Here is a 26,296-nt window from a genome sequence, read left to right as displayed (position 1 = left end):
CCGCTTCGCTCTGCCTCCGGCAGCCGAATACTCGCTTCGCTCGTTTCGCGCGTCCCCGCGCGAATTGCCCGCCTCCGGCGGGGCGTTATGGAATTGGCCTCCGGCCATTCCATAACGTGCGTGCCTCCGGCACGAAATGCTAAATACGCTGGTTTTGCTTTGTGTGGGTGGGGAGTTGGGGATTTAGTTGAGGGTTCGCCATGGGGGTTGTCTGGGTTGGGGTTTCGGGTGATCTCCGATCCCCTTTAAGAGGATCTCCGATCCCCTTAAAGATTGAGGGGAATTGACGGGTATTCCGTATGGAGAAGTAAAACACGGAATACCCGGGAAGGGAAAGGGCCCCTCCGGGGCCCAACCCCTATCAGGGCAGGGGATGGTGACGAGTCCTCGGGTGAGTGTTCCTGCCTCCGGCAGGAGACGACCCCGCACAGGAAGGAGAGACAGAGACAGGAGGACGACAGACACAGGAGACGGGTAGAGCCGGAGGACCGAGCACACCGATCAGGCCAGCACCCAGCACCCTCGACCCAGACAACCCGGCCCACAGGCCGCCCCGCCACAGCGCGGAGGCCCCGCCGACGCGCAACCCACAACCCCGCCCTGATCCCCGACGCCGCCGCGCCACCCAGCCCAGCCCACCACCCTTTCTCTCTCATTCGGGCAGGGAGAGCGGCAGCAGAGGGGATGTCAGCTCCCCGACCACGGCCGAAAGGCCGGCTGACCAGGGACGCCTGGAGGCCGACCCCCGGACAGGGTCAGGAGATGGCGCAAGAGATAGCGCAGGAGTTTGCGTGGGGGGTGGTGCAACAGATCAAAACTACTGTATTATGGAACATGTCGGAAGGGGTGGCCCCCTAACTGGCACCGCCGAACGTTCGTCAACAGAAAGGCGTGAGCGTGGAAATCGTCATCAGCGGAGGCAAGGTCGCTCCCAGCACGGACGAGATCACGACCCCTCAGGCCACACAGGCCCGCCGGATCGCCAATTACCTCCCGCGCCCTGAACTCCTCCGGGACGCCATCATCGAGCACAACCAGGACGACAACACCACGTCTATCTGGTTCGACACCACGGCCGGTCCCATCCGCATTCTTCTGCCCGTCGCTCAGGGATTTGAGTTCCACATCATCCACGACAGCGACACTGGGCCCCGCATTCTCGGAACCTTCCGGGGCGCATCCCTTTCGGTGCGAGCAGTCGCATTCCGCATCAGTGAATTCCTGCGGAATCGCGGACTGAAGTAGCAGGCAGTTTCGCATTGAGCCCGCCCACTGCGCCGTTCCGGCGAGCGAGGGCGAGCGAGAGCAGATGTCGGCCGCTTTCCGGGCCGCACTGGAGCAACTCCCCCCGAACACCGGTTTCCCGCACGCCGTGCGCGAGCTGGCCCGGCCCCTGTTCGAGGTGGGATGGATCTCTGGCGTACGGACCGGGCATACCGGGCCCGCGCTGGCCGACGTGCCGTTGCCGCCCCACACGTTCGGTACGGCCCTGTCCAACCTTTCCACCGCCATGAGCGCGGAGAGTGGCCCCAGCATCGGGCAGTTGGTCAGCTACCACGGGTCGCAGGAGCGCGCGCACGGTCGGTACTGGGTGACACGGATTGACCGCCAACTGGACCTACGAGGCCGGGAGTCCGTTCTCTACCGCCTCAGCGAGTACAGGAACGGCGCGTTCGTCACCGCACTGACCGGAGTCCACACGGAGAGCGTCACGGCACTGCCGCAGCACTGGCAGATGTAGGACGGCACAAGCCGCCGCAGTCGTAGCCGCAGGTCAGAGCGCCACTCCAGGGGTGGGGCGTACCGGAGATTTAATCGGTTGCCCCACCCCCAGAGTTAGGTATTATGGAACCAGTTCGGGAGGGTTGGCCCCCTACCGAACCCGCCGAAAGTTCGTCACCAGAAGGGAAGCCCCAAGTGGCTCACGAAATCGAGCAGTTCACCGACGGCACCGCCGCTTTCGCCTCCGCCAACACGAGCGCATGGCACAAGCTCGGCACCGTCACCGACGGCGCGATGACCGCCGAGGAGGCGATGCGCATCGCGTCTCTGTCCGGCTGGAACGTGCGTCTCCTGCCCCTGACCGCGACCGAGATCACCCCCGACGGGGTCTCCCCGCTGGAGGTCCCGCAGCACTTCGCGACCGCCCGCACGCACCCGAAGACCGGCCGCACGCAGACACTCGGAGTGGTCGGCAGCGACTACCACCCCGTGCAGAACGAGGAACACGCCGAGTTCCTCAACCTGCTGGCCGACGAGTCCGGCGCGCACTTCGAGACCGCCGGATCGCTCAAGGACGGCCGCCAGGTGTTCCTCACCATGAAGATGCCGCAGACCCTCACGATCGGCCGTGACGACGACGTAGACCTGTACATCGCGGCTTTCAACAGCCACGACGGAGGCAGCGCGTTCCGCATCGTCGTGACGCCGGTCCGGGTCGTGTGCGCCAACACCATGCGCGCCGCCATCCACGGGGCCCGCTCCTCGTTCGTGGTGCGGCACACCGCCGGAGCCAAGGCCCGTATCGCGCAGGCACGTTCCGCCCTCGGTCTGACGTTCAAGTACGCCGAGGAATTCGAGCAGGCCGCACAGCGCATGATCGACGCCGAGATGACGCTCAGCGAGCTCAAGTCGGTGGTCGACGAGCTGTGGCCGGTCAAGGACAGCGACCACGCCCGTACCAAGACCAACCAGCGGCAGCGGTGGGGGGCGATCTCGAATCTGTTCGAGCACGCCGACACCCAGGCCGGTATCCGGGGCACGCGGTGGGCCGGATACAACGCGCTCACCGAGTACGCCAACCACGTCGCCCCGGCCCGGGGCAAGAACGACGCCGACAAGGCGGCATCCCGCGCCGAGCGGGTGATCAGCGGATCGGCGAACGACCTTATGGAGAAGGCATTCGCCCTCACCACGGTCTGACCCCCTGACCGCCGGGTGGGCACCCGTACTCCCCCACGGGTGCCCACCCGGCCCCGACAAGCCCGCAGAGGCCGCCCCGCCCGAGCGCGGAGCGCTCACCCCACCTCAGGGAGCGCGGAGCGCACCCCGCCAGCCCCTGCCGCGCAGCGGCAGCGTGTCGCGTCTGCGGAGCAGCCCGCGCGCAAAAACGACGTCCGCCCCTTCCGGCGCCCAGGCCGCGCCGGCGGATGTCCCTGCGCACACCGCCCCACCCACCGCCCCACGGAAGGCCATTCATGCCCATCGCGAAGTGGACGATCAAAGGCATCGTCGACGACTACGACACGTGCGGCTGCTGCGGCCGCCGCGGACTCAAGCGCACCGTCGCGCTCATGCCTCTGGACGCCGACGGGAACGAGGACGGCACCGCCGAAGACGTCGCGTATTACGGCACGTCGTGCGCTGCGACCGCGCTGAGTTGGACGCAGGGCAAGGTGACCGACACCGCGCGCGCCGCCCAGGCCGAGCGGGACCAGCGCGATGCCTACGCCCGCCGGATGATCAGCATCTACGCCCCGGTGGAGTTCGCCCCCGTCCGCGTCCAGGCTCGCGTCTACTACGGCCGCAACCAGAGCCAGCGGAACGCGGGCGTGAGGGCGACCGAGGAAGTGGCGAAGCTGCTGGCCGAAGCCCGCGCGACGCTGGCCGACACGACAACCGGCCCGGCCCGCCCGTCGCGGATCGAGGACTTCCGCCGCTACATCGTGATCTTCACCAGCGACCGGCGCATCTACCTCGTGCAACAGGTGTCGGAGGAGGAGGCCAGGCGCCAGGAGCAGGCCGAGGCAGCCCAACCGTGCGCCGACCGGATCAGCGGCAGCGTCGTGATCGTGGCCGCCCTGGACGCCGAGGCCGCGCGCGACGTCGCGTACGCCGACGACCTGACCCGCGAGTGGAACACGAAGGCCTGGCAGGCCGCCCATGCCTGAGCCCAAGGCCACCCGGACCGGTGACGTCGTCACGGCTTCCGCCGTGGGCCGCGCCGTCAACGTATTCGCCGCCCTGCTGCTGGCCCTGGACGAGGGCAGCCACCAGCTCAGCATCGTTGCCGAGCGCACGAACGACACGACCGTCTCCGCCGAACTGTCTCTGTCCGTCGGAGCTGCGCCGCTGCGCGTGACCCACTCCGCCGAGGAGTACCTACGGTTCCTTGCGCTGCTGACGTTCGCCCTGGAGTACAGCACCGTGCGTCACGCCGTCCTGGTGGCCACGACCGCCGACGAGCCCTTTGCGCGTGCGTGTGGCTGGACCGTACGGGCCGGGTGGCTGCACCCGATGGAGGCCCGCGAACTCCAGGAAGCGGTCATGCCCTGCCTCGGCATTGCCGCGCCGCTGCGCCTGGTCTACCCCGCGCCCGCCCTGTACCACCCCGACGAGCCCACCGAGGAGAACGCCCATGAGTGACAAGCCCACCGTGACACCGGACGGCTACTGCACGAACAAGGAGCCGGTCCCCGGCACCCTCCGCACCATCAACGCCAGCGCGACGGCCCGAAGTTCCGCCATCTGCACGGCCGCCGCATGGCCCAGTGCCCGTGCGGCAAGGAAACCTCCCTCACCGACCGGGGCAACCTCCGCCGCCACAAGCAGCCGCAGGAGTGACCCGCCGACGCCGTCCGCCCCACGGGGCGGACGGCCGCTCCGGCCAGCACCGCCACTCCCCGCACCTGCCGTCCGCCCCACCGCGAGAGGAAGCGCCCATGTCCACCACCGACGCCCTCACGATCGAGACGCCCACCGGCATCGTGCGCGCCACCGCCGGCCCCCGGCGCACGGACGCCGTCGTGTTCGAGCTGCACGGGGCGATGCGCGGCAGCGTGCACGTCACCGGAACCCACCATCCGCGCTACTGGGACCAGTTCACCGCCGTCCGCGCCTGTCTCGGCCCGGTCAATGCCTTCGAGACGACCGCCCCCGACGACGCCCTGCCGCGGCTCGCCCACGGCCGCAACGGATACCACGGCAGCCTGACCCGCTACCCCGGTGACTACGGCGACTACCCCGAGGTGTCCGTGTATCCGCTGTCGACCGCCGCCGGGAACGAGCCATCGCCGAAGGCGGCCGCGACGCTCACCGCCGTTCTGCGCGCGTGCGCCGACGACGTCGCCCAGCGCGACGACCTGCCCCTGATCCTGGATGCGTCCAGGCTGCGCGAGACGCCCCGCCTGCTGCGGTTTCTCAACTGGGCCGCCGCGCACGCCGAAGCCGAAGCCGTCCGCTGCGCGGCAGAGTCGCAGGCTGCCCGCCCCGCGCTGAAGGCCTCCGTTGCCGCCTGGTGGACCGCGCTGCGCTGGTTCACCGCCCACCCGCATCCCGTAACGCTGCTGATGCTGGCCGACTACAAGGGTTCGCTGGCCCGGGACATCTACGTGCTGGAGTGGAAGGCTCCCTACTACTTCGAGCGCGCCGCCGAGGAGAGGGCCCGCGCGGACAAGTACCGGGCCGAGGTCGCGTCTCTGCGCGCCCAGCAGCGCGGCCGCACCCGCCGCAGGGGAGCCCAGGCGCACCCCGGGACCAAGGAGATGGTCTGATCGTGCGCTGGCTGATGACCCTGGGCGAGCGCACCCGCCCCGACGCTCCCACCTTCGCCGAGTGCCCCGGTCCGCACGAGGCCCGTGCGGTCGCCCTTGTCGACGACCTCGGGCAGCTGTTCCCCATCCTGCTGGAGTGGCGACGGCTGTTCGGCAACAACCTGACCGGTTGGGCCAACCAGGTTGAGGCGGACGACATCGAGAGCCTTCCCCCGGGCGTGATCGAGAAGGGGGGGCCCGACCAACTGCGCCTGGACACGATGCCGGGTGGCTACGTGAAGGTGTCCGACTACCGCGACCACCAGGCACTTGCCGCCCCGCCGCCCAGGAACAACGTGCTCATGCGCCCCTAGGGGGCACCGGATGGGTGGGGCAGTCCCGGAAAAGCAGTTGCCCCACCCCATCTATTACGTATTATGGAACATGTCGGATCGTGTACGAGCGAGGAGACACCCGTGGCATCGTTCGACCACGCCACCCCCGAACGCTGCGCCCAGCTCGGCCAGGCCCTCACGGCCGCTGGCCTCACCTGGAGCGACAACGGCCGCCAGGACGCCCCGCAGTACCTCACCTACACCGTCACCGACCCGCAAGGCCGCACGTGGCGGATCAGCCCGGCCACCAACTTCCAGATCTCCACGTCGAATGCGGCGCAGATCTGGGAGGCCAGCTGCGGAGAGCTGGCGACGACCACACCGGTCCTGTCCGCCCGCAGGGTGGCCGAACAGATCAAGGACACCCCGTGAGCCTGCCGCCGTTTCGCCCCGAGGACTTCGACGAGGAGTGCGAGACCTGCCAAGTCGCGCCCGGGCAGCTCTGCCGCCCCTGGTGCGACACCGGATACACCGCCGACGACTTCCGCGCCGACGCCGAGCGCCACGCCGACCGCCCCGATGCCCAGCCCCCGCGCCGCAAGCGCACCGCCCGGAAGGAGAGCCACTGATGGACCTGTCCACCCCCGCTGGCCTGGAGTCCCTCGCCCGCGACGTCGCCGAGCAGCTCGGCGCCCAGCGCACCGAGCAGGACGGCGCCCCGGGCCAGGTGCGGATCGTCTGCGCCGACGGCCGCGCCCTGGAACTCGCCCCCAACCGCCCCCGGACCCGGATCACCATCACCGCGGTTCTGCCCGAACAGGCCACCGTGCACGGCATCGAGGTCAAGCCCATCACGGTCACCGCCCAGCCCCGCCCGCGCCCCAGCGAGACCCAGGCCAAGGCCACCGCCAGGCACACGGCCGACCACATCCGGCAGCGGCTGCTGCCCGCGCACACCGCCGCCCTGGCCGAGCTGCGCGAGCACACCGCCCCGCAGCCGGCCACGCTCCAGCGCGCCGACGCCGCCCTGTCCGGATTCCTCGACCGCCCCCGGGGCGGAGTGGCAATCTCCGAGCAGCCGGTGCGCCGCCCGCTGGGGCTAACCGCCCGCTGTGCCGTCGCCTGGTGGCACACGCTCGACGGGCCCTCCCGCGCCGCGGCACCGTTCATGGCCGACGCCCTGCGCCGGGCCGGACTGATAACGACGGAGCCGCACGGCAGCAGCTACGTGTTCTTCGCCGAGCCCCCGGCCGAGCAGACCGACACCCGGTTCCGGCTCGCCCCCGCCGCCCAGGGTGAAGGGTGGGACCTGGTCGACGAGTTCACCGGCGCCTGCGTGCGCACGTACGACGACCGGGAGTGGGCCCAGGGGATCGCCGAAAGCGCGAACAGCCAGGAGGACGCCGCCCGGCGCGCCGGAGTCGCGTCTTTGGACCTGCCGGGGCTGTGGTCGCACCTGATCGATTCGAGTCAATTCCGGCAGCTGGCCATTGAGTTGGCCACCGCCGGACACGTGCCCTATGGCCTGGATGACGTCGACTACACGCAGACGCCGGGATTCCTCATCCTTGAGCCGGGCGGGAATCCCGGGGTAGCCAGGGTGGCGCGTGTGCTGGAGCCCTGGGGATCGGTCCGGCCCGGAGACCGCCGCGAGGCGCCCGCGCGCGAAGTCGAGCGCTACAACGAGGACATGCAGGCCTACGCGCGGCTCCTGGACGGCGCAGGCCGGAAGGTGACCATCACGGCAGACGGGGTCCACGTCCAGTTCGACCTGGCATCCGGACCCTGATCTGCGCGCTTCGGAGTGGGGCGATGCGGAGAAGGCCGTTGCCCCGCTTCACCAATTAAGTATTATGGAACTTGACTATCAATCGCGAGCGAGGAGCCCTCTTGTGGACCTGCCCAGCGCGGCCGCGCTGCTCACCACCCACGCCCAGCACGCCTACACGCTCCAGCGCGAGGCCGGCGCAGCCCTCACCCTGGGAACCCAGAGCGACCCCCGAAAGCTGGCACGGCTCGCCCACCGGGCCGAACGCGCCGTAGAACTGGCCGTGTTGTGGGACGGGGTCCTGTGGGAGGCGCACGGCACCCACAAGCGCGACCTTTTCCCCCTCGCCGACCCCGCGCGCCTGGTCGCCGCCGCCCGCACCATGCGGACCCTCACCCGCGACGGCATCACGGGGGCGTACGACCTGACCTGCCAGGAGTTCTGCGACCGCACCCCCGAGCGCCCGGCCCGGCACTGGGCGGAACGGCTCTTCCTGATCCACACCAACATCGTCGATCACCTGCCCGGCGCCTCCACGGCTGCCGCCGTCCTCGCCGAGCTGCACACCAGCCTCACCGACGGCTCCAGCGGCGTCCGGCTGTCGGCCGGGACGACGGCGGCGCTGGAGCTGGTCACCGCCCTGCGCGAGCGTCTCGACGGCGCACCGGTGGCTGCCCGCGACATCCCGGCCTGCGCGGGCGAGATCCTCATCCGCGCGCTGGAACTCGCCGCGTTCCAGGGATGCAGCCTGATCAGCGCCGCCGGCCCCGGTTTCACCGCCGTACTCGTGCCTCTGGTCGACGGGTGGAGGATCCACGTCGACGACGACGGCTCCGCCCGGCACGCGCCGGAGGACCACGGCAGTGCCAGGGGCAGCCGGGGGTGGACGGCCCGCCTGTACGACCCGGACGGACAGGCGATCGACGTGGTGCGCCACCCCTCCCCCGACACCGCTGACGACTGCCTCGCCGACAGCGCGGCGTGCGTCGGCCAGCTGACCCAGTGGCGCGCCGAGAACCAGGCCAAGGGCCCCGTCCAGGACTGAGCCCCCCATGAAGCCCGGCCGAAGCGAAGGAGGCCACCATGTTCCCCGACCCCGAACCCGACGTACACGCGCACCTGGACGCCGACCCGCGCTGCATCTGCACGCTCCTGCGCTGCAGCGGCTGTGTCCTTGACCCCGGCTGCCCCACGCACGGGATGACCTCGGGGCGCACCTTCACCTGGCACTTCGCCGACCGCTGCCCCCGCCGCTGACGCGACCGCTCCGGGAGATACCGCACACGAAAGGACCGCCGCCGTGCCCCAGGCCCACACCCCGTGGACACCGCAGACCTGTCCGCGCTCGCCGACCGCCAGCAGACCTGGTTCGCCACCGGGCACGGCCCGGTGTCGGTGCGCAGGTACGCCCGCTCCTCGGACTTCGTCCGGGCCGCCGTGCGCTCCGGCAACGGCCGGGACCGCGCCGCGCTGCTGACCCTGCGCCCGGAGGCGTACCCGCTCGCCCCGGCCTGGCTGGCCGCCATCGCCGAAGCCGCGCCGGAGACGGCCGACCACCACCGCCCGTCCGCAGCCATGTCCTCGGTCCGGCTGCTCGCGCGGATGACGCCGGACCACCGCAACGGCATCCCCCGGCAGTTGGACGGCTCGGTCGGCTGGAGCGTGCCCGGCGCGTCCACGCGCGTCTGGCCGGACGGCCGCATCGAGCTGCGCAGCACAACCCGCGCGGAGCTCGCAGGCCAGCTGGAGGGTGCCGAGTGGGACCAGTGGAGGGTCGCCGCCGTGGCAGACGCAGGCCTGCGTCTGCTGTGCGCGCCCGAGGCCCGCCACCTGACCCGCACCGGCCAGCCGTCCGGCTGGCACCGGCCGTTCGACCGCCGCGATTCCACCGGACTGGGGCGCGAGCGCAAGGGCGGGCAGATGTACGACAGCTCCACCGTCGCGTCCTGCTCCTGCGGCTGGAGCCTGACGGTCGAATCGCAGCTGGGCGCCCGCGCGCTCGCCGAACAGCACCGCCGCGAAGCCACCGGCACCGACCCCGCGTAACCGTCAACGCCCTGCCCACACAGGGCGCGTACGGCTCCCCCTGTCCCGAAGACGAAAGAGGCTCCGCCATGCCCCGATCCACCCTGCCCCCGCCGCACGCGCCGGCCCCCGCGGCTGATGACGACCAGCGGTGCGTCGACTGCGGCCTGCCCTGCGCCGAGCAGGTGGCCTCCATCCCCCGCATCGGGGGCGGAACACGTGCCGTGTACGCCTGCTCCGTACACGCGGCCCGTCGCCGCCGGAGACCCTGACCTGCATATTTGCGGTTGGGGCAGCGCCGAGAAATTCAGTTGCCCCACCCCGTGAATTTAGTATTATGGAACATGTCGGCTCTCTCTCGGCACCGCTGAACGTCCGTCAACCCAGCACAAGGAGGCCAGACATGGCCACAGCCACCACTGCCGACCAGACGGCCGAATCCGTCCCCGTCGACGCCGACGAGGAGAACCTGACCGCCGTCCTGCTCGACCCGGACACGATCGTGCGCGACGAGTTCAACGCCCGCGAGCACGACACCGAGCCCGACGCCGACCTGATCAACTCCGTCAAGGCCGTCGGCGTCCAGGTCCCGGTCAGCGTCCGCCCCCGCACGGACGGCACGTACGGCGCATTCAAGGGCTGGCGGCGCACCCAGGCCGCGCAGATCGCCAACGCCACCGCCGAGGCGGAAGGCCACGCCAAGCGGCAGATCAAGGCGTACGTCCGCGCCGACCTGGTCGGCCGGGACGCCTGGACGCAGTTCCTGTCCCTGATCGAGAACCACCAGCGCCAGGGCATGTCCCCCAAGGACACCCTGAAGGCCGCCGAACTCTCGCTGATCGGGATGGACGAGGTCGAGCAGAAGCAGGCCGCGCGCGCCCTGGGCCTCAAGCGCGGAACCGGCAAGCGGCTCGGCCGGGCCCAGCAGCTCGACGACGCCACCCTTCGCCGGGCCTCCGCCGGGGGCATGGATCTCGAACAGATCGCCCAGCTCGCCGAGGTCGAGGACGTGCCGCGCGCACAGGACCGCCTGCTCAAGGCGCTGGCCCGCGACGAGGCGGAGGAGGGCGGCGGGCGCGGCCACTGGGACCAGGAACTCGCGCTGCTCAAGGCCGAACAGGACGACCGCACCGCCCGCAAGGAGGCCGTCGCGGCCCTGGAGAAGGCGGACATCCCCCTGCTGCCCATGCAACTGGCGTACGGGGAGAAGGACACCGCTCACCCGCTGTCGGAGCTGACCACGCCGCTGGGCAGGCCGCTGGACGAGGACAACCACAAGGGATGCCCCGGCCACAGCGCCCGGCTCGACGACGAGAACCAGCCCCTCTGGTACTGCGCCGACCCGGCCGAGTACGGCCACAAGGTGCGCCCGAAGCCGAAGCCGACCAAGACGGCCGAGGACGAGGAGAAGGCCGCCGAGCGGGCCCGCACCACCGCCTGCAACCGGGCCTGGAAGGCCGCCGCCGGTCCCCGCAAGGAGTTCGTCACCCGGCTCGCGCGCAGCAGCAAGGCCCTGCCGGAGGACGCCTGGCGGTTCGCCCTCGGGGTTCTGCTGGACCTGCCCCCCTTCTACGGCAAGTGGGCCGGGCGGCAGGAGGCCGAGGACGTGGCCAGCTTCCTGGGCGTGAAGCTCCCCGAGAGCCCGTTCGAGCGGGCGCGGCTGTCGGATCTGGTCACCCTGTCCAAGGCCCGCACGGCGCATGTGCTGTTCGCGCACGTCGCCGCCTCCTTCGAGCGCGACATGCGCGATCCGAAGGGCTGGAACGACGCCCGCATGCAGGTCCGCTTCCTGTGGGAGGACCCCACCCCCCAGCAGGCCGCCTACCTGCTGCTCCTGGAGAAGCTCGGCCAGGACGACAAGGGCAGCTACCGGCTGTCCGAGGTCGAGGAGCAGGCCGTCGCCGCGCACCGGGGCGACGACGCCGAGGGCGACCCCGCCGCCTGACCTTCCCGCCAGGGCTCCCGCGCACGACGCGGCCGGGCACCGACGGTGCCCGGCCGCCCCACCACTCTCGATCAAACCCCCATGGAGTCCGCCATGCCCAACTCCGCCCCTGCCGAGCCCACGCCGCCGGAAGACGGGGAAGACCAGGGAGACCAGCCGCTCACCCTCAACGTGCTGCGCCAGCTCGTCGGCAACGAATGGGCCAGCGTGCCGGGCGAAACCCTGGTCGTGCTCTCCCGTGACACCGACGGCAACCTCTACTCGCCGTTCAGCACGTACGCGCACGGCCGCTACTCCCCCGTCTACGACCTGACCGGCGAGGTCTACCCGCTGGAAAGCGAGCTCGCGGCAGACGCCGAGCTGCGCGAGCTGTTCCCAAAGATCCCGGCCAACGCCCGCGCCGCCCTGGTGCTCTACCCGCTCGGCTGACCGCCGTGCACCCGGCGGGCACCGCAACAGCCGGTGCCCGCCCCCGGCCCGCCTTCAGTCACCGGTTCCGCCGGGCGTGACGGACGCCCGGCCCATCCCACGCAACAGGAGAGGGGACAAAACCATGCCCACCCTTGCCGAGGTCCGCGCCTTCATCCGCGAGCTGCCCGACGTCGTGTCCGTGGCCGTCGTCCAGGAGGCAGCCACGGACCGGCTGCTCCAGCTGGACGCCGACCAGCGCCCGGTCATCACTCCCGGCCGCACCGGCGGATCACCTCCACGATCACCCCGGCCTGCCTGCGCCTGCTGACCGGCACCGTCCAGCAGCCCAACCGCACGGGCAGCCGCTTCGACTTCCTACTGGACGAGGCCTCCACCGAGCGGCTGCGCCTGGACCCCCGCAGCAAGTTCCGCGTCGCCACGGACGAGAAGCGGTACCGGCTCGCGAAGGTCCCGGCCTCCTGCATCGAGTTGACCGACCCGGCCGACTCCTAGACGGCACCGCCCGGGGGCAGCGCAGCGTGCTGCCCCCGGGCCCGCGCCAGCCTCGCCCGCAGGGACCAAGCCCCCTACCGCACCCGGACTGAGGGGTCGACCGGCCCCCACGCCATCCGCCCGACCAGCATCGGAGCCATCCAGTGAGCAGCAGCACCGCGCCGATCGACACCGCCGAGCACATCGCCAGCCAGGCGCTTGCCGCGTGGGGACTCTCCGCACACACCGACGAGGACGCCGGAAACTCGTGGCTGGTCATCGGCCTGCCCCAGGGCGCAGACGCCCTCCCCCCGGTGGGCGTTCCCCACGTGGTGCTCTACGTCCTCGACTCCTTCAGCGACGAGGACGAGGTGATGGTGGACCGCGCGCCCACCGGGCCCTCGGACCACTGGTGCGCCGTGTCCGTCGACAACAAGGGCGTGCAGCGGCAGCTGATCACCCAGCCCGTCGCCCAGCTGACCGGCTGCGTCGAAGCCATCGCCGACTGGCTCACCTCTCCTCAAGCCTGATCCAGCCCTCGGCTTCCGGGCCCGGCCCCCGGCCCGCCTGCGAGCAACCACCCAGAAGGGACCGTGACTTCGATGAGCCCAGCCGTACCCGTGCGCTGCCTCGCCCGGCCCCTGGCCGGCGGTCTGGTCGTGCCGTGGGTCTCCCTGATCCACAACGGGCACGCCGTATTCGGCAGCCTCGACGCCGACCGCGCCCGCCGCACCCTCCTCCAGCGCCTGTGCCAGATCTGCTCCCAGCCGCTCCAAGAGCGGTTCTTCATCATCGTCCGCCCCGCCGACCAGCAACAGGGCTACTCCCCCGAGCCCGCGCTGCACCCGGAGTGCCAGCCGTACACCGCAGCCAACTGCCCGATGCTCATCCCCCGTCAGTTCGCGATTTCCGAAGCACTGATCCGACGGAACCCACGTGCCGAGGCGCGTGGCCTTCAGCTTAGAACCTCGGGTTCACGAATCTTGGGTGGCTCCCCCACGAGCACGTCATGAGTCCCACGTCTGCCGCGAGGGCCAGAGCCACCCGATCCCGTACGGCTGCAAGTTGGGCGCCGACCAGTCAGGACCTGTAAGCCCCTCACCGCTTGGCGGGCCAGGTGTGCGGTTGCGCCGATGGGACCGCCACGAGGACGTAGTGACGCTCCATGCCGATGAAGACTCCGTGCTGACGGATCTCGCCCAGTACGTGCGCGGAGTCTAGGACAACTACTCGGCCAGGAAGGCCTCCCCGACCAGGCGCCTGCCGACGACCGCGAGGCTGTGAGGTCTACTACGGCCTCAAGCGCGACAACCGCCCTGATGAGGGATACAGCGTCTCCCCCGAGAACATCGCCAGGCGCGGCCGGACGCGCATCGTGCGATGCGGGATCAAACACACCTCAGTGAGGTGACCGTCCGAACACAGCAACGTCGCTGCCGAACGTGCAGACAAGCGTGTTGGAGCCCTGTACCGCCACGGCTTCAACGCGCGCCGGTACCCATAGGCGGGTTTCCTCCGTCCGGTTGATCAGGTTCCACATTGATATGGAGCCGTCCACGCATGCGATGACACCTATCGGGCTGCCGTCGAGCCAGGTGCACGCGAGGGCGGTCACCTCGCTGCTGTGGCTGGGCATCGGGCGTCCAACGGGATGGCCGGTGGTGAGATCCCAGATCTGCAAGGCGCTCTCTGCGGCGGTGACGGCCACGGGATGGCCGCCGAATTCTGTGGTGGCAACCTCCCTCATTCTTCCGACGTCGATGGTGGGCGTGTTGGTCATCAGTTGGGCGGTGCTCAGGTCCCAGGTGCGTAGCGTGCCGTCCCAGCAGGCAATAACGGCGACCGGTCGGCCGTTGAGCACGGTGCACGCCACCGCGTGAGGAATGTCGGGATGCTCAAGAGGGCGACCGTGGGGTTGGCCGGTCGTCAGGTCCCAGATCCGCGCTGTGTGGTCGTGGGAGACGGTAACGGCGAGCGGTCGACTGTCGAGCTCTGCGAGGGCAACCGCTGTAACCATGTCGGTGTGACCGGTGAGGGGCTGGCGTTGCAGCTTTCCGGTCTTCAGATCCCAGATCCGCACTGTTTGGTCGATGGAGGTGGTGACGGCGACGGGGCGACCGTCGAGCTCCGTAGCGGCAACGCCGAAGACCATGCTGCTTCCGCTGGTGATGGGCTGGCGATGCAGCTTGCCGGTTTTCAGGTCCCAGACCCGCAGCGTGTCGTCGTCGGAGGTCGTGACGGTGATGGGCGTGTGGTCCAGGAGGGTGGTGGCGACCGCGCGCACCATGCCGGTATGGCCTGGGCGGCGGTTCAGGGATTGGGGCTGTGGGTTGTCGGCGCTCAGGTCCCAGATCCGCACCGTTGTGTCGTGCGAGCCGGTGACGGCGACGGGTCGGCCGTCGAGCTCCGTGGTGGCGACCGCTGTAACGGTGCTGCTGTGGCCCGTGAGGGGCTGGCGGAGTGGTTGACCGGTGGCCAGGTCCCAGATCCGCACCGTGTCGTCGTGGGAAGCCGTGACGGCGACAGTCCTGCCGTCGAGCACGGTGCAGGCGATGTCGTTCACGTCACTGGTGTGGCCGGCAAGGGACGTGCGGTGGGGCTGTCCCGTTGTCAGGTCCCAGATCCGCACCGAGTGGCCGTGGGGAGCGGTGATGGCGATGGGTCGGCCGTCGAGCACGGTGGTGGCTACGTGGGAAATCAGGTCGTTGTGGTCGGTGGTGAGGATGCCGAGAGACTGTCTGGTGGCTAGGTCCCAGATCCGCACCGTGCGGTCGAAGGAAGCGGTAATGGCGACGGCTCGGCCGTCGAGTTTGGTGCAGGCGACCGCATAGATCGCCTCGGTGTGGCCAGTGATGGGCTGGCTGTGGGATTGGCCGCTGGCGAGGTCCCAGATCCGCACCGTTTTGTCCATCGAGGCGCTAACGGCGACGGGGCGGTCGTCGAGGACCGTTATGGCAACAGAAGTCACTCTGCCGGTGTGGCCAGTGAGGGGTCGGCAGTGGGGCTGTCCCGTTGTCAGGTCCCAGATCCGCACCGTGTCATCGCGGACATCCGTGACGTGCTCGGGGCCGGAGCCGGTAACGGCAATGGGTCGGCCATCGAGCGCGGTGCATGCAATGGCGTGCACGGCATCCGTGTGGCCGACGAGGGGCTGGCCGACGGGTTGGCCGGTAGCCAGATCCCAGATCCGCACCGTTGTGTCGTGCGAGGCGCTGACGGCGACGGCTCGGCCATCGAGCACAGTGCAGGCGATGGTGTTCACGGTACTGACGTGGCCGGTGAGGATGTTACGCAGGACCGGAGACACCATTGAACCGGTGGAATGCAGGGGGATCCATTGCCCTGGCTGGGCTCGGCTGTTGAGGCTCGTCTGGAGGGCTGGGACGTCGTATCGGGCCGCATCGAGGGCAAGGATCTGGCGGCGCTGCTCGGGGGTGGTTTGGCGATGGGTGCCTACGGAAGCACGGTATACGGCTGCTGCCACCCGGGCCCGTTCGTCTCGGACTGTATGCAGGTGCGGCACGAGTCCGTGGGGATCGGCGTGGACGAGGTACTCCACGTCGGAGAGGGCCTCATCAAGGACGCCGCCTTCGCGGGCGTGGGCGGCCAAATGGTGGAGGGTGTAGGGGTGGGCGTGAGCCCAGTCGCGAGTACCGTCAGTGCCATAGGGCACTTGCTCGGCCAAGACACGCGCGATAACGCGATGGACACGTGTTGTGTCCATGCTGTTGCGGAGGTGCTCAGCCAGGGCCTCGTGGTACAGGCGGTATGCGGAGCGACCATCCTCGACGGCCTCGATGATGTAGGAACCGGCTGCGTAGAGCAGCCAGCGGATATCGCGGTCGGTGTAGCGGCGGCCGCTGACGGCACTGGCCATGGGCGCCCAAAGGTCTTCCCAGGGCAGGCCCTGGCCCTGAGCGTAGGCCAGCGGGCGCAACAGGTCAGTGGCGCGCGCCGAGTCCACGCCCAGGCGGGCGTCGAGGTCCTCGGCCATGGCCTGGCCAGCGTGCTTGGGCAAGCTCGTGCGCCAGGCATGGTCGTTGACCTCGGGGATGCGTGAGGTGGCGGCCAACGTGCTGGCCGCCAGGCGAGCCACCAGGAAGGACCCACCTGCCGCCGCAGCGACGGCTTTCGCCACCGAGAGGGTCACCCGAGGGAGAGCTTGGCGGTAGGGGGACCGGGAGTGGGCCTGGATCAGGTTACGCACGGTGTAGGTCAGCACTGCCTCCGAGTCCACGTAGCGGTCCGCGTCGAGGTCGATCTGCTCTTCGCGACGCAAGCCCAGGCGGGGCAGCAGGTGGGGACGCGTGCCCAGCAGCAGCCGGATTCGGCTGGCTCCATGGGTAATCAGTGGGTGCAAGACGGTGATACACAAGGCGTCAGGAGTGGCCGCCTCGTCCAGGCCGTCGATCAGGACGCAGAGTGGCTGACTGCGGCGGTCGAGAGCGTCGAGGAGTTCGCCGGGGGTGTTCGCGGTGACTTGGGCTGCTGCAGCGAGGGCGTCGAGGACCTGGTCGTTGGTCAAGCCCTGTGCGTAGACCGCGACATCGACCACTAGGGCGGCGTGAACAGTCCGCTCGTCTAAGTTCAGGGAGGACAGCGGCACGGAACGATGCACTTCCGGGTGGGCCAGGGCTGCGATTATGCCCAAGACCGCGGTCTTGCCGGAGCCCGGACCCCCAGTAACGGCCAGGGCGGGTCTCACACCCACCGCGCTGTCGCGGTGGGATGCCATGAGCCAGGCGGTGATGTCGGCCAGGGCAGTGCCACGTCCCGCGAACCACCAGCCCGCGTTGTCGCCGCTGTATCCCATCGCGCGCAGAAGCAGTCGGTTGTCCAGTTCGCGGTCGCGCCGGTCGGCCTCGCGCTGCCAGGTGGCGTCCTGCTGTATGGCCAGGTCCACCTCCGTCAGACGCGGTGCATGGTGAGGATTGGGCAGGAACGGAGGTACCTCGCCGGTCAGCCCTACCTGGGTCAGGCCGATGCGCTGGTGGCCGGGTGCGGTGTTCATCCGCGCGACCACAGCCTCCACCGCCAGCGCCTTCGGGCCGTGGCCGGCGGTGGCCATGTCCTCAACGGCTTCGCGTAGCACCCGCGGGAAGAACCCGGTCTGGGCCTGCTCCAAGGGCTGCGCGGAGGAGACGATCACCAGGCCGGACCCAGGTGTCGCACCCCACCGCCTACTCATCCGCTCCAATGCGGCGACGGCGACCTCGTTGCCACCTTGACCGGAGTAACAGGTGTCCAACAGCAGCAGCAGTCGGCGGACTTTGGTGTCCGCCAGCATTTTGCGTGCCAGAGTCTCGGTCGCCAGGGCGTCAGCAATGTCCTCCGGCTCGCTGTCGTGGGTAAGCAGGACGTGGCCACCGCCCGCGTCCTCGTCCAGGACCTCGCCGTGGCCACCAATATAGACCGTGACCAAATCGTCCTCGCGGCGCTCGGAGGACTTGCAGAACTCGCGCAGGCGCCGCGTGAGCTGGTGTTCAGTAGGGTCCAGCCCCAGATCGGTGACGTGCTGGTAGCCAAAGCGGTGGCAGAACAGGTCGATGATGTCCAAGCGGGCCTGGACCAGGCCGGGGCGGTCCCAGGCGCGCGCGTTCTTGTAGTGGGCAGTGGCGGTAGCGATCAGGAACTTGCGCGGCTCGGCCTCAGCCGGCATCCAAGCCCCCGGCGATCGCGTCTCCGGTGAGCTTGTCGGTGAGGTAGGAGGTGGCGTCGTGAGCGTGTGCACCATTGTTCACCAGAACAGAGCACATCTGCTCGCCGAACAACGCCCGCAGGTCCTTCACCAGCGCGACAACGTCACCCCGGTCAGCCACGTTCGTCCACGCCAGCCCTCCCCCGCCGGGCCTAACCTCCGCGGGCCATCGGCCGGGAGAGGGCAGCAGGCGATCGAAGACCATCGGGATGCCTAGCGGAGATCCCAGGGTTACGAGCGCCCGCACTCCGTGGCCCGGCAGCGCACACAGCGCCTCGTAGGCGACCACCGATCCCAGTGAGTGGCCTACCACCACCTTTGTGTCTTGTCCGATCAGCGCGGCCACCCGCTCCCGCGCTGCGGCGCGCAGCTCAGGCTCGGTCAGGTAGCGGCGGACCTGCTTCAGGTCGAACACCAGCGTCCGCAAGGCGATATCGGAGAAGAATCGGAACCCGGACAGGGCACGTAACGCAGCCTGCACCGACCGCGGAGTGCGCGCAAGCGTGTCCGCCCCAGGCGCCACCACCCGCTCGTCCACCTCCGCTGCAGCCTGCCACCAGGCGAACAGCAAGTCCTGCTCGAAGCCCTCCTCAATATCGGCCGCGGTGTACAGGGGATCGCCGACGGCCAGCGACTCTCCCGGAGGGCGGAACAAATCACCGTAGAAAGCCATCGCCACCGCGCCCGCGTCGAGCGAAGGACCGCCCGCTCGGCGCAAGCCGTCCCGTATGGACGGAAGCCAGTCCTTGAGCAGACTGTCCTCGCCCATGAACTGCTTGCCAACGCCGTGCGCACCCACCACCGTTGCCACGGCCCCTCCTTGCACCAGACCATCCCAATCCGCACTACTCTAGGGCGAGATAAGCGGGTGCACAGCCCGCCGGGCAAAGCGACCAACGCCGCTCTACACCTTGTGACTAGAGCGTGCCGGCCGGTACCCCTCATACAGCTGCCGTCCATCGGCACCAAGGTTCCCAAGAGGGCACTGAGTTGCGCGGCGGTCTCTCCGTGATTCAAGCCATTCGAGGAGAGCTTGAGGCGTACCGTGCGGCCGGGGTCGGAAACAGGAGCAGTGTTCACGGTCAGCATCGGCGAAGCCACCTGCTGCGAAGGCCCCGGCCCATGCCGTGCCCTGAAGCCGAAAAAGACCGGCTGACGAAGTGGCTCTGGACCGACCGCCAGTCGGCCCAGAGCGGGTCGAACTTGAATGGCTAGGTACGCAATGAGCTCACGAGATGGCGGACTGTCCCTGTCGCCGACGGTGTTCGGCAAAGCTCACGTGATCGACTGTGGCCGTGTAGCGCTGAGCGGCGTTGACGGTGAGGCCGAAGAGATCAGCAAGGCGTCGGGCGTCCCCGTTGCTGGCGTGCGCTTCGTCGAGAATGCGGTCTTCCCGCAGAGCCTGGGCGGAAGTGCCGAGTACCTTGTTGATCCATTTCCCTGTCACGGGCGTCAGATGTCCGGCCGTCGCCTGGTTGATGAACAGGTGTGGGTTGCCGCTGTTGGGCCACTTCTGCTCGCGGTAAACCAGGTAGCCCTTCAGAGCGGCTCGCGCCTGCGGCGCGAGGAGGATCTTCCTGCCCTCGATGGCGAGCCGGCCGTCGATGACATCGGTGACGGACAGCGTGCGCAGTTGGAGCGGACGCAGTCCGTGGAAGATCAGAAGAGTTCCACAGGCGGCCCTCGCCGGATCCGAATCGTTGACGAGGCGCCGCAGCACCGGCACGTCCATCGACACCGGAGTTCGAGGCTCGGGCATGCCGACCTTCATCCGCGTGGTCGGGTTGGTGAACACGCGCCTGCGCCCGTGGAGAACCTGGAAGATCGACCGTAGGCTGGAGGCCATCTCGCTGCGGTCGGTCCCGCCAACGGGCAGTACGGCAACAACGTCGTCGCGAGTGACTTCGCGGAGCGATTGCCGGGTCGTCGCCCAGAAGTCGAGCGCGGGCAGGGCAGCGTAGAGGTGGTTGCGAGTCGTCCTGTGGGAACGCGGGTGACGCCGCGGCGCGACGGTACTGCCATTCTGCATGACGTCGGCCCACTCGGCGATCTCGCTGCGTATCTGTGCGGGCAGGTGAGCGGTCTTCCGCTCGACCCAGGCGGTGACGGCCGGCGAGCGGTCGTCCGTCAGGAAGCCGGCGTGGTCCAGAACCTCGATGGTCGGGCGGACTGGAAGCGCGAGTTCGCGGATCATGTCCACGCGGGTGGCGTCGACGGGTCCTCCAGGGGTGTCCTGGGTGGCCAGCAGGACCTTGAGAGCACGGTTGACCGCACCAGTCAGGTCGCGGGTCCAGCCGCGCTGTTCGCCAAGGTCCAGACACGTGGCTTCGAGGGACTCCAGCAGCTCGGGCATGACGGGGTCGGGCACCGTCAGGGTGCGCAGGCGCCCGTAGTCGCGGCGAGCGTCGAACAGGACGAGCTGGCGGTGGACAACAGGGGCGATCGGTCGCAAGACCGGACGCCTGCGCGAACGAGTGCGGCGGGTGCGGAAGCGCCGGGGTGGCGGACGGCGGTGGGGCGGCACCAGCAGTGCCAGCCGCTGTTCCATGCCGTGGAAGAAGAGCTGGTGGCCGCCGGTGACGGCTTCAAGGCGGTCGGGGTCGGCCGGGTCACGTGCCCAGGACCGGCTTCGACGCCAGCACAGGCGGCACTCCTCTGCCGGGTTGAGCGACGCGGTCCGTCCGCAGGAGGTGCATGTGCCTTCGCCGGGATGGCGTCTGGCCCAGTCGCGGCAGGCGTCACAGGTGCCTCCGGTCGATTTGAACAGGCCCCACGCGTCGCACCGTTGACACGAGTCGGGCAGCGCCGGCGCGCCTTTGTGGCAGCGCTGGCACAGTCCGGCCGTGTAGTAGTCCGGCGAGCCGCAACGACGGCACGGCGGTGGTGTGTGCGAGCCGCGTGTGCGGCAGCCGTAGCAGTACTTGGCCTTGGTGTGTGCAACCGGTCGCAGCCCACATCCAGGGCACGTTCGCGGAGCGGTCACGCCGGCGGCAATGTGCGGTTGCGTCCGAGCCGAGGCGTGACCGAGTTGGTCCCGCCAGCCTCTGCCTCGGCCGGCCTGGCCGGGCGGCGGGCCGCCGCGACCTCGGGCTCGTGGATCAGCAGGTCACCCGTTGTGCAGCCCAGGACTGCGCAGATGATTTCCAGGTCGTCCAGGCGCACGGTCGTCGGAGTGCCGGTCCACAGCGCGGACATCTTCCCCGCGCTGATCTCAAGTCCGGCCTCCGCCAGGCGGCGGCGCATCTCGGTGGACTTCCAGATGCCTTGCTCCGCGGCCGTCATCCGCAGGTTCCAGCGCACCGTGTCACTTCCCGTTGCTCGCCCCGAGCCGGGCGGCGACCCGTTCGTTCGCCGCGGCCCAAGTGTGTTCGATGTGGTCGTCATGGACATGGACATAACGTGTCGTAGTGGACAGCCACTCGTGTCCGAGGAGCTCTTGGATCGCTTTCAGGTCCAGCCCCTGGGCGTAGTACTCGGACGCGCAGAAGTGTCGCAGCCCGTGCGGCGTCAGACGGCCGGACCAGGACGGCAGGTGCAGCCCAACGGCTTTGGCCAGCCCGGAGCGGAGAGCGTCGTCGCCCACGCGGCGGCACCAGCCGGTGTACGGATCTCGGCGCTCGCTCGGCAGCAGCGGCGCGTCGGGGTCCGCGTAGTCGTCGCCGAACTGGTGACGCACGTCGGTGAACCACCAGTTCACCAGTGCGTCCACCGAGTTGATCGCCGGGACGAGCCGGGCTTTGGGGCCGCGGCCGCGGCTTCCCTTGCCGTGCCGGATGTGCAGCTTGCCGTACTCGCCCAGGTCGGGCCGCCAGTCGCGGATGTCGAGCATCCTGGTCTCGCCGATCCGCAGCCCGGCGCGCCGCCACAGCGACGCGGCGAAGTAATCCCGGGCGGCCGGCAGGTACTTGCGCGCCGACGGCAGCGACGTCCGCCAGGCCGCGAACAGGTCGCCGACCTCCGAGGAAGACGGCGGAATGCGCGGCGACCCGTAGTCCGCCCTGGCCGGGCGGTTGAATTCGTCGATCGGCTGGACCAGCACGTGTCCGGTCAGCGCATGCACATCGCCCTGGTAGCGGGCGATGAGGAAGTCGAAGAACTGGGCGATCGAGCCCGCCTTGTTGTGCACGGTGCCCTTCGCCAGGCCTCGGACCTTGCGCTGGTGGACAAGGAAACGGTCGGCGTCGTCCGGCTGCACGGTCCACACAGGCCGGCCCACGAACCGGATCAGCTCGAAAAGGACCGCCCGGTCGCCCGCGATCGTGACGTCCTCGACCCCGGCTCCGACGGACGCCAGCAGGTACTGGTCCACGAGCTCCTGCTCGTAGTCCTCGTACTCCTGCTCCGTGCGCAGGCTTCGCGGCGAACCCAGCGAGCGCACCGTCGCTAGCGCCACAGAGTCCTCACTCACTTCACCAGGAGCGACAGTGCGTTGAAGATATCAGCAAACCTTCAAGAATCCCGACCGAATGCCAGAATCTCCCATCAGTCTCACGAACCCGTCGCGGCCTGGCCTGTGCGGCCACCAGCGACAAGAACCCTCCAGGGAACCCGCGGGAGTTCGTGTAAACGGCACCGCCACGCACTACCGCACGCGCCCGGTGCTCGCCTCCCACCCAGCCGGCCGCCCCTGCACCGACCCGTCCTGCCCGTGCCCCGAGCTCACCCCGACGAAGGGCACACCGCCCGCAGCGGACGGCCCGCCGACCGGTACGAGGCCTGGATGATCGCCGCCCGGCACTACCGGCTCGTCCCCCACCAGGAGATGCCCGACGTCCCGGTCGGTATCAGCCTGGACGTGCCCATCCTGCGCAAGCGCATCCTGCGTGAGGCCGTCCTGCCCGCCGACCAAGCCGCCCTGCTCGACCTGCTGCGCACCGCCCTGGACCTGGAGCCCTGAGACCCCGGTCCGCCAAGCGCAGGCCACACGCCGCGCATCAGTGTGCGCGGCTACCAGGAGAATGAGGACTCCATGCCCACCGACTACCCCGTGACCCTCCCGCCCGTTCCCCAGGACCCGGAGACCGCCTGGCATGCCCAGCGCGTGAGCGAAACGGTGTTCGAGCGTCCGGGGGACGAGGGGTGGCCCTCCGCCACCACCACGTTCGCGATTGACGCCTCCACCGCGACGGAGGCCGAGCTGCGCGTGCTGGAGTGGATCGACCACAGCTACGAGGACGACCTTCGCCAGGCAAGGGGAACCGACGAAATACGGCTCCCGAGGTGACGGAATCCTCGGAGCGGGGCTAGCGGGCGGTACGGCCGCCGCGTGTTGGTGACTGAGTGCCTCGACCAAGCTGGCCGCGCTGGTTCACAGTCTCTACTTGGTGGGGGTCGTGAGTCCCTCAATTGATCGTTCGTTGGTCACAGCGTGTGAAGTGCACGGTATGCACATCATTCAGACGGCTCGCGTTGAGCGTCTCTGCGGCGGCTGGGTCGAAGACTCCTTACCGCAGTGGGTTCCGTGCGCGGGCGGCCGCGACGTGAAGGGCTCGCCCGTGCCGACCGGGCCCGGAGTCGCGGGCCGCCACCGCGCACGGGCTCATCGTCTCCCGGAAGCTGCCGGCGGATCACCATGACGACCACGGCACCGATGGCGCTGACAGACACAGCGAGCCCACCCAGACTAGTGATCGCAGCGGCGGCCCACTCCCACAGGTCTTTGACCCAGGACCAACTGCTTGGGTCGGGCTGTGCTTCCACGCTGACGCGCGACGTCACAGGCGGCTTCTCGATGAGAACGGTGTTGCTCTGGCGGAAGTAGGCGGTGACGGTTAGAGCAATGCTGATTTTCCCGGCACGCTGTGCGCTCACGTCCCACATCCACGTTGCCCTGTCGTTGCTGGAAAGGACACTCTGGCGCTCCGACGACAGTGGCGTGCACTGCACTTTGACACCTGAGCAATGCAACCTCACCCCAATCTGCGCACCCGCACTCATCGGGGCCTGCGCCTCGCCCGGCCTGGTCTGGCGCCAACTGCCCAGGACCTCAACGCGGTACTGGCGCGGTTCCGCACCTGCCACAAGCTCCAAAGATCGAGCGTCCGTGTAGACGAGTTGGCCCTCGAAGAGTTGCTTGCGTGCCTGGCCGATCGCTTCGACGTACGTCTTCTGACCGCCAGGCCCGCCGTCACTGCCGATTAGGGTGCCGTATTCCACGGCCAGTCCGACGGCAACGATGATCAGAAATATGATCGCCTTCGGGAAGCAGCCGGGGCCACCCACGGTCTGCACTCGCGCCATCATGTGATCGTGAGTCGGGCTGGGCTTCGGCCTGGATGGATCGGCCATGGCTCCCTCAGAGATGTCGAATGCTGCGGACGCGCCGAGCTGGCTCTCACTCCATGGTCGCCCAACTGTTTTGATTCGCTGTGTAGTTCGAAGCATTTCCGCTCCGGCGCAGCTGCTCTGTGCCCAGTGCAGGGGCGCTGGTGATCAACTGCCAGGTTGTGGCCGCGCTTCCCTGATCTTTGCCTTCGACCGCCTGTCCGGGACGGCTACGGTCATGGGGCTCGGCCTTCATCCTCCGTGCCTTCTTGTACGCGCCCTGCTTGGAGGTCACGCATAGCACTTCGGTGAAGCGGCCCCACGGCACGCCGGCGGATCGGCTGTCCTCGATGGCCTTCAGTTGACCGGTGTCGGCCTGCTCGCGCAGGTACTGCCAAACGTTGTGCGCAAAACTGCGGCTTCGCCTACGACGTTGACCGGGCTGTCCGTCGGCTGCTTCAACTTGCCAGCTCAGGTTTGCGCGTGCTCCAGCACGCGGAACAGCCTTCAGAGGCCGGAAACCGCTCGTATGCCGGGTCCCCGCCCAGCTCGTGTAGTTCCCGCAGCCGGTTCACGATCGGACCGATCTTGATCTGTCCCAGGCGGCTCGGCGCGCGGTTCGTACGGGGCTTCGCGGCCGCCTTCGAGCTCTTTCTCACCACGCTCGAAGTCTTCGCCACCAGCCAGTTCCCAATCTGGGAACCGACCCTGACCACCCATACCGACGACACCCGCGAACCGGGTTCACCGGGAAACTCCGCACTCCATCACGGGACGCCCACCGCCCGGGGGCCGCGTTTCAGCAGGTCAGCGAATTCCGTCGGTAGGCCGGCAACGGCTGCCGCAGAGAGCCAGGCCGGTCCCGGCCGCTGGCACGTCAGCCTCCGGATCCTCGGCGAGTTCTGAGCACCGCCCCAGGCCGGGCCGCCACGGCCGCCCCTGCTGGACGAGCTGCTGAACGCGGCCGACGAGGGGCAGAGGGCGGCGATCCGCGCGGCAGCCCTGGCCGCTGGTGTGCTGTGGCACTGCCCGGCCTGCCGGTGGGACAACCCGGGTGCGGCGACCTGCTGCGAGGGCCCCGGCCCCCGCCGGAAGCCCAAGCCCGCCGCAGAGCAGACCTCCGCGTAGGTGACGGGGAAGGCAAGCCGCGTAGGACTGCGGCCGGCCTCGCCGGGGGCGGGCTCCCGTCCCGAAGGTAAAGGAGATGACACCCGCCCTCATTGCAGTATTATGGAACTCGTCCGGATGGCTCCCGGGCGCTGCCAGAACGTTCGTCGCATCGAGGAGAACCTCCATGAGCGGAGAGACCGCCGCCGCCGTCCGTGGCCACGTGTACGGAACCGTGCAGCTGCGCCACACCGAACGCGGCACGCCCGCCGCCCGGTTCACCGTGATGCAGGTCCCGCGCGAGTACGACCGTGCACGCGGCCAGTGGCGCGACGGGGAACCGGTCCCGGTCATCTGCACCGTCACCGGCCCTCTTGCCCGGCACGTCGCCGAATGCCTCACCGACGCCGTGCACGTGATCGCCACCGGGAACGTGGCCCTGCGCGACAACGTGCTCTATCTCGACTCCGCCCAGGTCGGTGTGGACCTCGCCCACCACGTCGTCTACGTCGACGACACCCTGCCCGCCGTCCTCGCCGGACGCGCCCCCGCTCCGGCCCCGCGTGCGGCGGCCGCGCCCGTGCCCCCGCCCGCTCACCGCGCCGGACCGGCCCGTCCCGCCCCGGCAGCCCGCCCGGCCCCGGTCCCGGCCGCCGCGCCGGAGACCGACTGGTGGCGGTCCGCGCCGCGCCCCTCCTGGGACGCCGTCACCGCGCCCAGCCGCACCAGGCGCTGACCGCGCCCTCGATCCAGCACCCGTCCATCGCGGCACCGGCATGC

28 protein-coding genes are annotated in these 26,296 nt (G+C 69.4%); 21 read left to right on the top strand and 7 right to left on the bottom strand.

Going from position 1 to position 26,296, the window contains the following annotated elements; translation table 11 throughout:
* The first annotated feature begins 897 nt into the window (after positions 1–897).
* From ACZ562_RS35805 to ACZ562_RS35720, 18 genes are all read left to right on the top strand, one after another.
* Complete coding sequence (locus tag ACZ562_RS35805; RefSeq protein ID WP_471188260.1) at positions 898–1,245, top strand: hypothetical protein; 348 nt, start codon at positions 898–900, stop codon at positions 1,243–1,245.
* A 64-nt stretch (positions 1,246–1,309) separates the two neighbouring features.
* Positions 1,310–1,741, top strand: coding sequence for a hypothetical protein (locus tag ACZ562_RS35800; RefSeq protein WP_471188257.1), 432 nt, complete (start codon positions 1,310–1,312; stop codon positions 1,739–1,741).
* A gap of 176 nt (positions 1,742–1,917) precedes the next feature.
* Positions 1,918–2,922, top strand: coding sequence for a DUF932 domain-containing protein (locus ACZ562_RS35795; RefSeq protein ID WP_471188254.1), 1,005 nt, complete (start codon positions 1,918–1,920; stop codon positions 2,920–2,922).
* Between the two features lie 275 nt (positions 2,923–3,197).
* Complete coding sequence (locus ACZ562_RS35790; protein WP_471188251.1) at positions 3,198–3,890, top strand: hypothetical protein; 693 nt, start codon at positions 3,198–3,200, stop codon at positions 3,888–3,890.
* Entirely contained in the window at positions 3,883–4,365 is a 483-nt protein-coding gene (locus tag ACZ562_RS35785; RefSeq protein WP_471188249.1) for a hypothetical protein, read from the top strand. Before ACZ562_RS35790 ends, ACZ562_RS35785 begins: the two co-directional genes overlap by 8 nt.
* A 296-nt stretch (positions 4,366–4,661) precedes the next feature.
* On the top strand, positions 4,662–5,492 hold the full coding sequence (locus tag ACZ562_RS35780) for a hypothetical protein (RefSeq protein ID WP_471188246.1): 831 nt from the start codon (positions 4,662–4,664) through the stop codon (positions 5,490–5,492).
* Between the two features lie 2 nt (positions 5,493–5,494).
* Positions 5,495–5,845: a hypothetical protein gene (locus tag ACZ562_RS35775; RefSeq protein WP_471188243.1), complete on the top strand. Its 351-nt coding sequence runs from the start codon at positions 5,495–5,497 to the stop codon at positions 5,843–5,845.
* A gap of 102 nt (positions 5,846–5,947) precedes the next feature.
* On the top strand, positions 5,948–6,238 hold the full coding sequence (locus tag ACZ562_RS35770; protein WP_471188240.1) for a hypothetical protein: 291 nt from the start codon (positions 5,948–5,950) through the stop codon (positions 6,236–6,238).
* A complete protein-coding gene (locus tag ACZ562_RS35765; protein WP_471188237.1) occupies positions 6,235–6,435 on the top strand; it encodes a hypothetical protein in 201 nt (66 codons plus the stop codon). Before ACZ562_RS35770 ends, ACZ562_RS35765 begins: the two co-directional genes overlap by 4 nt.
* Entirely contained in the window at positions 6,435–7,595 is a 1,161-nt protein-coding gene (locus ACZ562_RS35760; protein WP_471188234.1) for a hypothetical protein, read from the top strand. Before ACZ562_RS35765 ends, ACZ562_RS35760 begins: the two co-directional genes overlap by 1 nt.
* A 103-nt stretch (positions 7,596–7,698) precedes the next feature.
* Complete coding sequence (locus ACZ562_RS35755; protein WP_471188231.1) at positions 7,699–8,619, top strand: hypothetical protein; 921 nt, start codon at positions 7,699–7,701, stop codon at positions 8,617–8,619.
* Between the two features lie 38 nt (positions 8,620–8,657).
* Positions 8,658–8,831, top strand: coding sequence for a hypothetical protein (locus ACZ562_RS35750; RefSeq protein ID WP_471188229.1), 174 nt, complete (start codon positions 8,658–8,660; stop codon positions 8,829–8,831).
* A gap of 63 nt (positions 8,832–8,894) precedes the next feature.
* Positions 8,895–9,620 carry a hypothetical protein gene (locus ACZ562_RS35745; protein ID WP_471188226.1) on the top strand — a complete coding sequence of 242 codons (726 nt, stop codon included), beginning with the start codon at positions 8,895–8,897 and terminating at the stop codon, positions 9,618–9,620.
* A gap of 382 nt (positions 9,621–10,002) precedes the next feature.
* Positions 10,003–11,544, top strand: a complete 1,542-nt coding sequence (locus tag ACZ562_RS35740; protein WP_471188225.1) for a ParB/RepB/Spo0J family partition protein — start codon at positions 10,003–10,005, stop codon at positions 11,542–11,544.
* Between the two features lie 93 nt (positions 11,545–11,637).
* Positions 11,638–11,973 carry a hypothetical protein gene (locus ACZ562_RS35735; RefSeq protein WP_471188222.1) on the top strand — a complete coding sequence of 112 codons (336 nt, stop codon included), beginning with the start codon at positions 11,638–11,640 and terminating at the stop codon, positions 11,971–11,973.
* A gap of 124 nt (positions 11,974–12,097) precedes the next feature.
* Positions 12,098–12,283, top strand: a complete 186-nt coding sequence (locus ACZ562_RS35730; RefSeq protein WP_471188220.1) for a hypothetical protein — start codon at positions 12,098–12,100, stop codon at positions 12,281–12,283.
* A gap of 328 nt (positions 12,284–12,611) precedes the next feature.
* Positions 12,612–12,977: a hypothetical protein gene (locus ACZ562_RS35725; RefSeq protein WP_471188217.1), complete on the top strand. Its 366-nt coding sequence runs from the start codon at positions 12,612–12,614 to the stop codon at positions 12,975–12,977.
* A 72-nt stretch (positions 12,978–13,049) separates the two neighbouring features.
* The gene (locus ACZ562_RS35720; RefSeq protein WP_471188215.1) at positions 13,050–13,460 is read left to right on the top strand and encodes a hypothetical protein; all 411 of its coding nucleotides are present in this window, start codon (positions 13,050–13,052) and stop codon (positions 13,458–13,460) included.
* A 386-nt stretch (positions 13,461–13,846) separates the two neighbouring features.
* Here the strand turns inward: ACZ562_RS35720 and ACZ562_RS35715 are convergent, their stop codons facing one another.
* From ACZ562_RS35715 to ACZ562_RS35695, 5 genes are all read right to left on the bottom strand, one after another.
* Positions 13,847–18,106 carry a caspase family protein gene (locus ACZ562_RS35715; protein WP_471188212.1) on the bottom strand — a complete coding sequence of 1,420 codons (4,260 nt, stop codon included), beginning with the start codon at positions 18,104–18,106 and terminating at the stop codon, positions 13,847–13,849.
* A complete protein-coding gene (locus ACZ562_RS35710; RefSeq protein WP_471188210.1) occupies positions 18,096–18,956 on the bottom strand; it encodes a hypothetical protein in 861 nt (286 codons plus the stop codon). The genes ACZ562_RS35715 and ACZ562_RS35710 overlap by 11 nt, the downstream gene beginning before the upstream one ends.
* Positions 18,957–19,373: 417 nt before the next feature.
* On the bottom strand, positions 19,374–20,345 hold the full coding sequence (locus ACZ562_RS35705; RefSeq protein ID WP_471188208.1) for a hypothetical protein: 972 nt from the start codon (positions 20,343–20,345) through the stop codon (positions 19,374–19,376).
* Between the two features lie 779 nt (positions 20,346–21,124).
* Positions 21,125–21,445 (bottom strand): helix-turn-helix domain-containing protein, encoded by a 321-nt coding sequence (locus ACZ562_RS35700; RefSeq protein ID WP_471188205.1) that lies wholly within the window; start codon positions 21,443–21,445, stop codon positions 21,125–21,127.
* A 4-nt stretch (positions 21,446–21,449) separates the two neighbouring features.
* Positions 21,450–22,538, bottom strand: coding sequence for a tyrosine-type recombinase/integrase (locus tag ACZ562_RS35695; RefSeq protein WP_471188203.1), 1,089 nt, complete (start codon positions 22,536–22,538; stop codon positions 21,450–21,452).
* A 255-nt stretch (positions 22,539–22,793) separates the two neighbouring features.
* Between ACZ562_RS35695 and ACZ562_RS35690 the strand changes: the two genes are divergently transcribed.
* Complete coding sequence (locus tag ACZ562_RS35690; RefSeq protein WP_471188201.1) at positions 22,794–23,042, top strand: hypothetical protein; 249 nt, start codon at positions 22,794–22,796, stop codon at positions 23,040–23,042.
* Between the two features lie 72 nt (positions 23,043–23,114).
* Entirely contained in the window at positions 23,115–23,369 is a 255-nt protein-coding gene (locus ACZ562_RS35685) for a hypothetical protein (protein ID WP_471188198.1), read from the top strand.
* Between the two features lie 167 nt (positions 23,370–23,536).
* On the opposite strand, the gene ACZ562_RS35680 is transcribed toward ACZ562_RS35685, so the two are convergent.
* Complete coding sequence (locus tag ACZ562_RS35680; RefSeq protein ID WP_471188196.1) at positions 23,537–24,433, bottom strand: hypothetical protein; 897 nt, start codon at positions 24,431–24,433, stop codon at positions 23,537–23,539.
* A 46-nt stretch (positions 24,434–24,479) separates the two neighbouring features.
* The gene (locus ACZ562_RS35675) at positions 24,480–24,704 is read right to left on the bottom strand and encodes a hypothetical protein (protein WP_471188194.1); all 225 of its coding nucleotides are present in this window, start codon (positions 24,702–24,704) and stop codon (positions 24,480–24,482) included.
* Between the two features lie 999 nt (positions 24,705–25,703).
* Here ACZ562_RS35675 and ACZ562_RS35670 point away from each other — a divergent pair.
* Positions 25,704–26,252: a single stranded DNA-binding domain-containing protein gene (locus tag ACZ562_RS35670; RefSeq protein WP_471188191.1), complete on the top strand. Its 549-nt coding sequence runs from the start codon at positions 25,704–25,706 to the stop codon at positions 26,250–26,252.
* The last annotated feature ends 44 nt before the right edge of the window (positions 26,253–26,296 follow it).

It is taken from the genome of Streptomyces sp. NPDC040410 (assembly GCF_055595715.1).
Note: the sequence above shows the minus strand (reverse complement) of the source record. Positions and strands in the feature narration are given on the sequence as shown.

Excerpts from the sequence above, each read along its gene's own strand:
- ACZ562_RS35785 (WP_471188249.1), top strand. The coding sequence starts at position 3,883 with ATGCCTGAGCCCAAGGCCACCCGGACCGGTGACGTCGTCACGGCTTCC.
- ACZ562_RS35670 (WP_471188191.1), top strand. The coding sequence starts at position 25,704 with ATGAGCGGAGAGACCGCCGCCGCCGTCCGTGGCCACGTGTACGGAACC.
- ACZ562_RS35800 (WP_471188257.1), top strand. The coding sequence starts at position 1,310 with ATGTCGGCCGCTTTCCGGGCCGCACTGGAGCAACTCCCCCCGAACACC.
- ACZ562_RS35780 (WP_471188246.1), top strand. The coding sequence starts at position 4,662 with ATGTCCACCACCGACGCCCTCACGATCGAGACGCCCACCGGCATCGTG.
- ACZ562_RS35715 (WP_471188212.1), bottom strand. The coding sequence starts at position 18,106 with ATGCCGGCTGAGGCCGAGCCGCGCAAGTTCCTGATCGCTACCGCCACT.
- ACZ562_RS35685 (WP_471188198.1), top strand. The coding sequence starts at position 23,115 with ATGCCCACCGACTACCCCGTGACCCTCCCGCCCGTTCCCCAGGACCCG.
- ACZ562_RS35680 (WP_471188196.1), bottom strand. The coding sequence starts at position 24,433 with ATGGCCGATCCATCCAGGCCGAAGCCCAGCCCGACTCACGATCACATG.
- ACZ562_RS35730 (WP_471188220.1), top strand. The coding sequence starts at position 12,098 with ATGCCCACCCTTGCCGAGGTCCGCGCCTTCATCCGCGAGCTGCCCGAC.
- ACZ562_RS35790 (WP_471188251.1), top strand. The coding sequence starts at position 3,198 with ATGCCCATCGCGAAGTGGACGATCAAAGGCATCGTCGACGACTACGAC.
- ACZ562_RS35740 (WP_471188225.1), top strand. The coding sequence starts at position 10,003 with ATGGCCACAGCCACCACTGCCGACCAGACGGCCGAATCCGTCCCCGTC.
- ACZ562_RS35735 (WP_471188222.1), top strand. The coding sequence starts at position 11,638 with ATGCCCAACTCCGCCCCTGCCGAGCCCACGCCGCCGGAAGACGGGGAA.
- ACZ562_RS35750 (WP_471188229.1), top strand. The coding sequence starts at position 8,658 with ATGTTCCCCGACCCCGAACCCGACGTACACGCGCACCTGGACGCCGAC.
- ACZ562_RS35760 (WP_471188234.1), top strand. The coding sequence starts at position 6,435 with ATGGACCTGTCCACCCCCGCTGGCCTGGAGTCCCTCGCCCGCGACGTC.
- ACZ562_RS35720 (WP_471188215.1), top strand. The coding sequence starts at position 13,050 with ATGAGCCCAGCCGTACCCGTGCGCTGCCTCGCCCGGCCCCTGGCCGGC.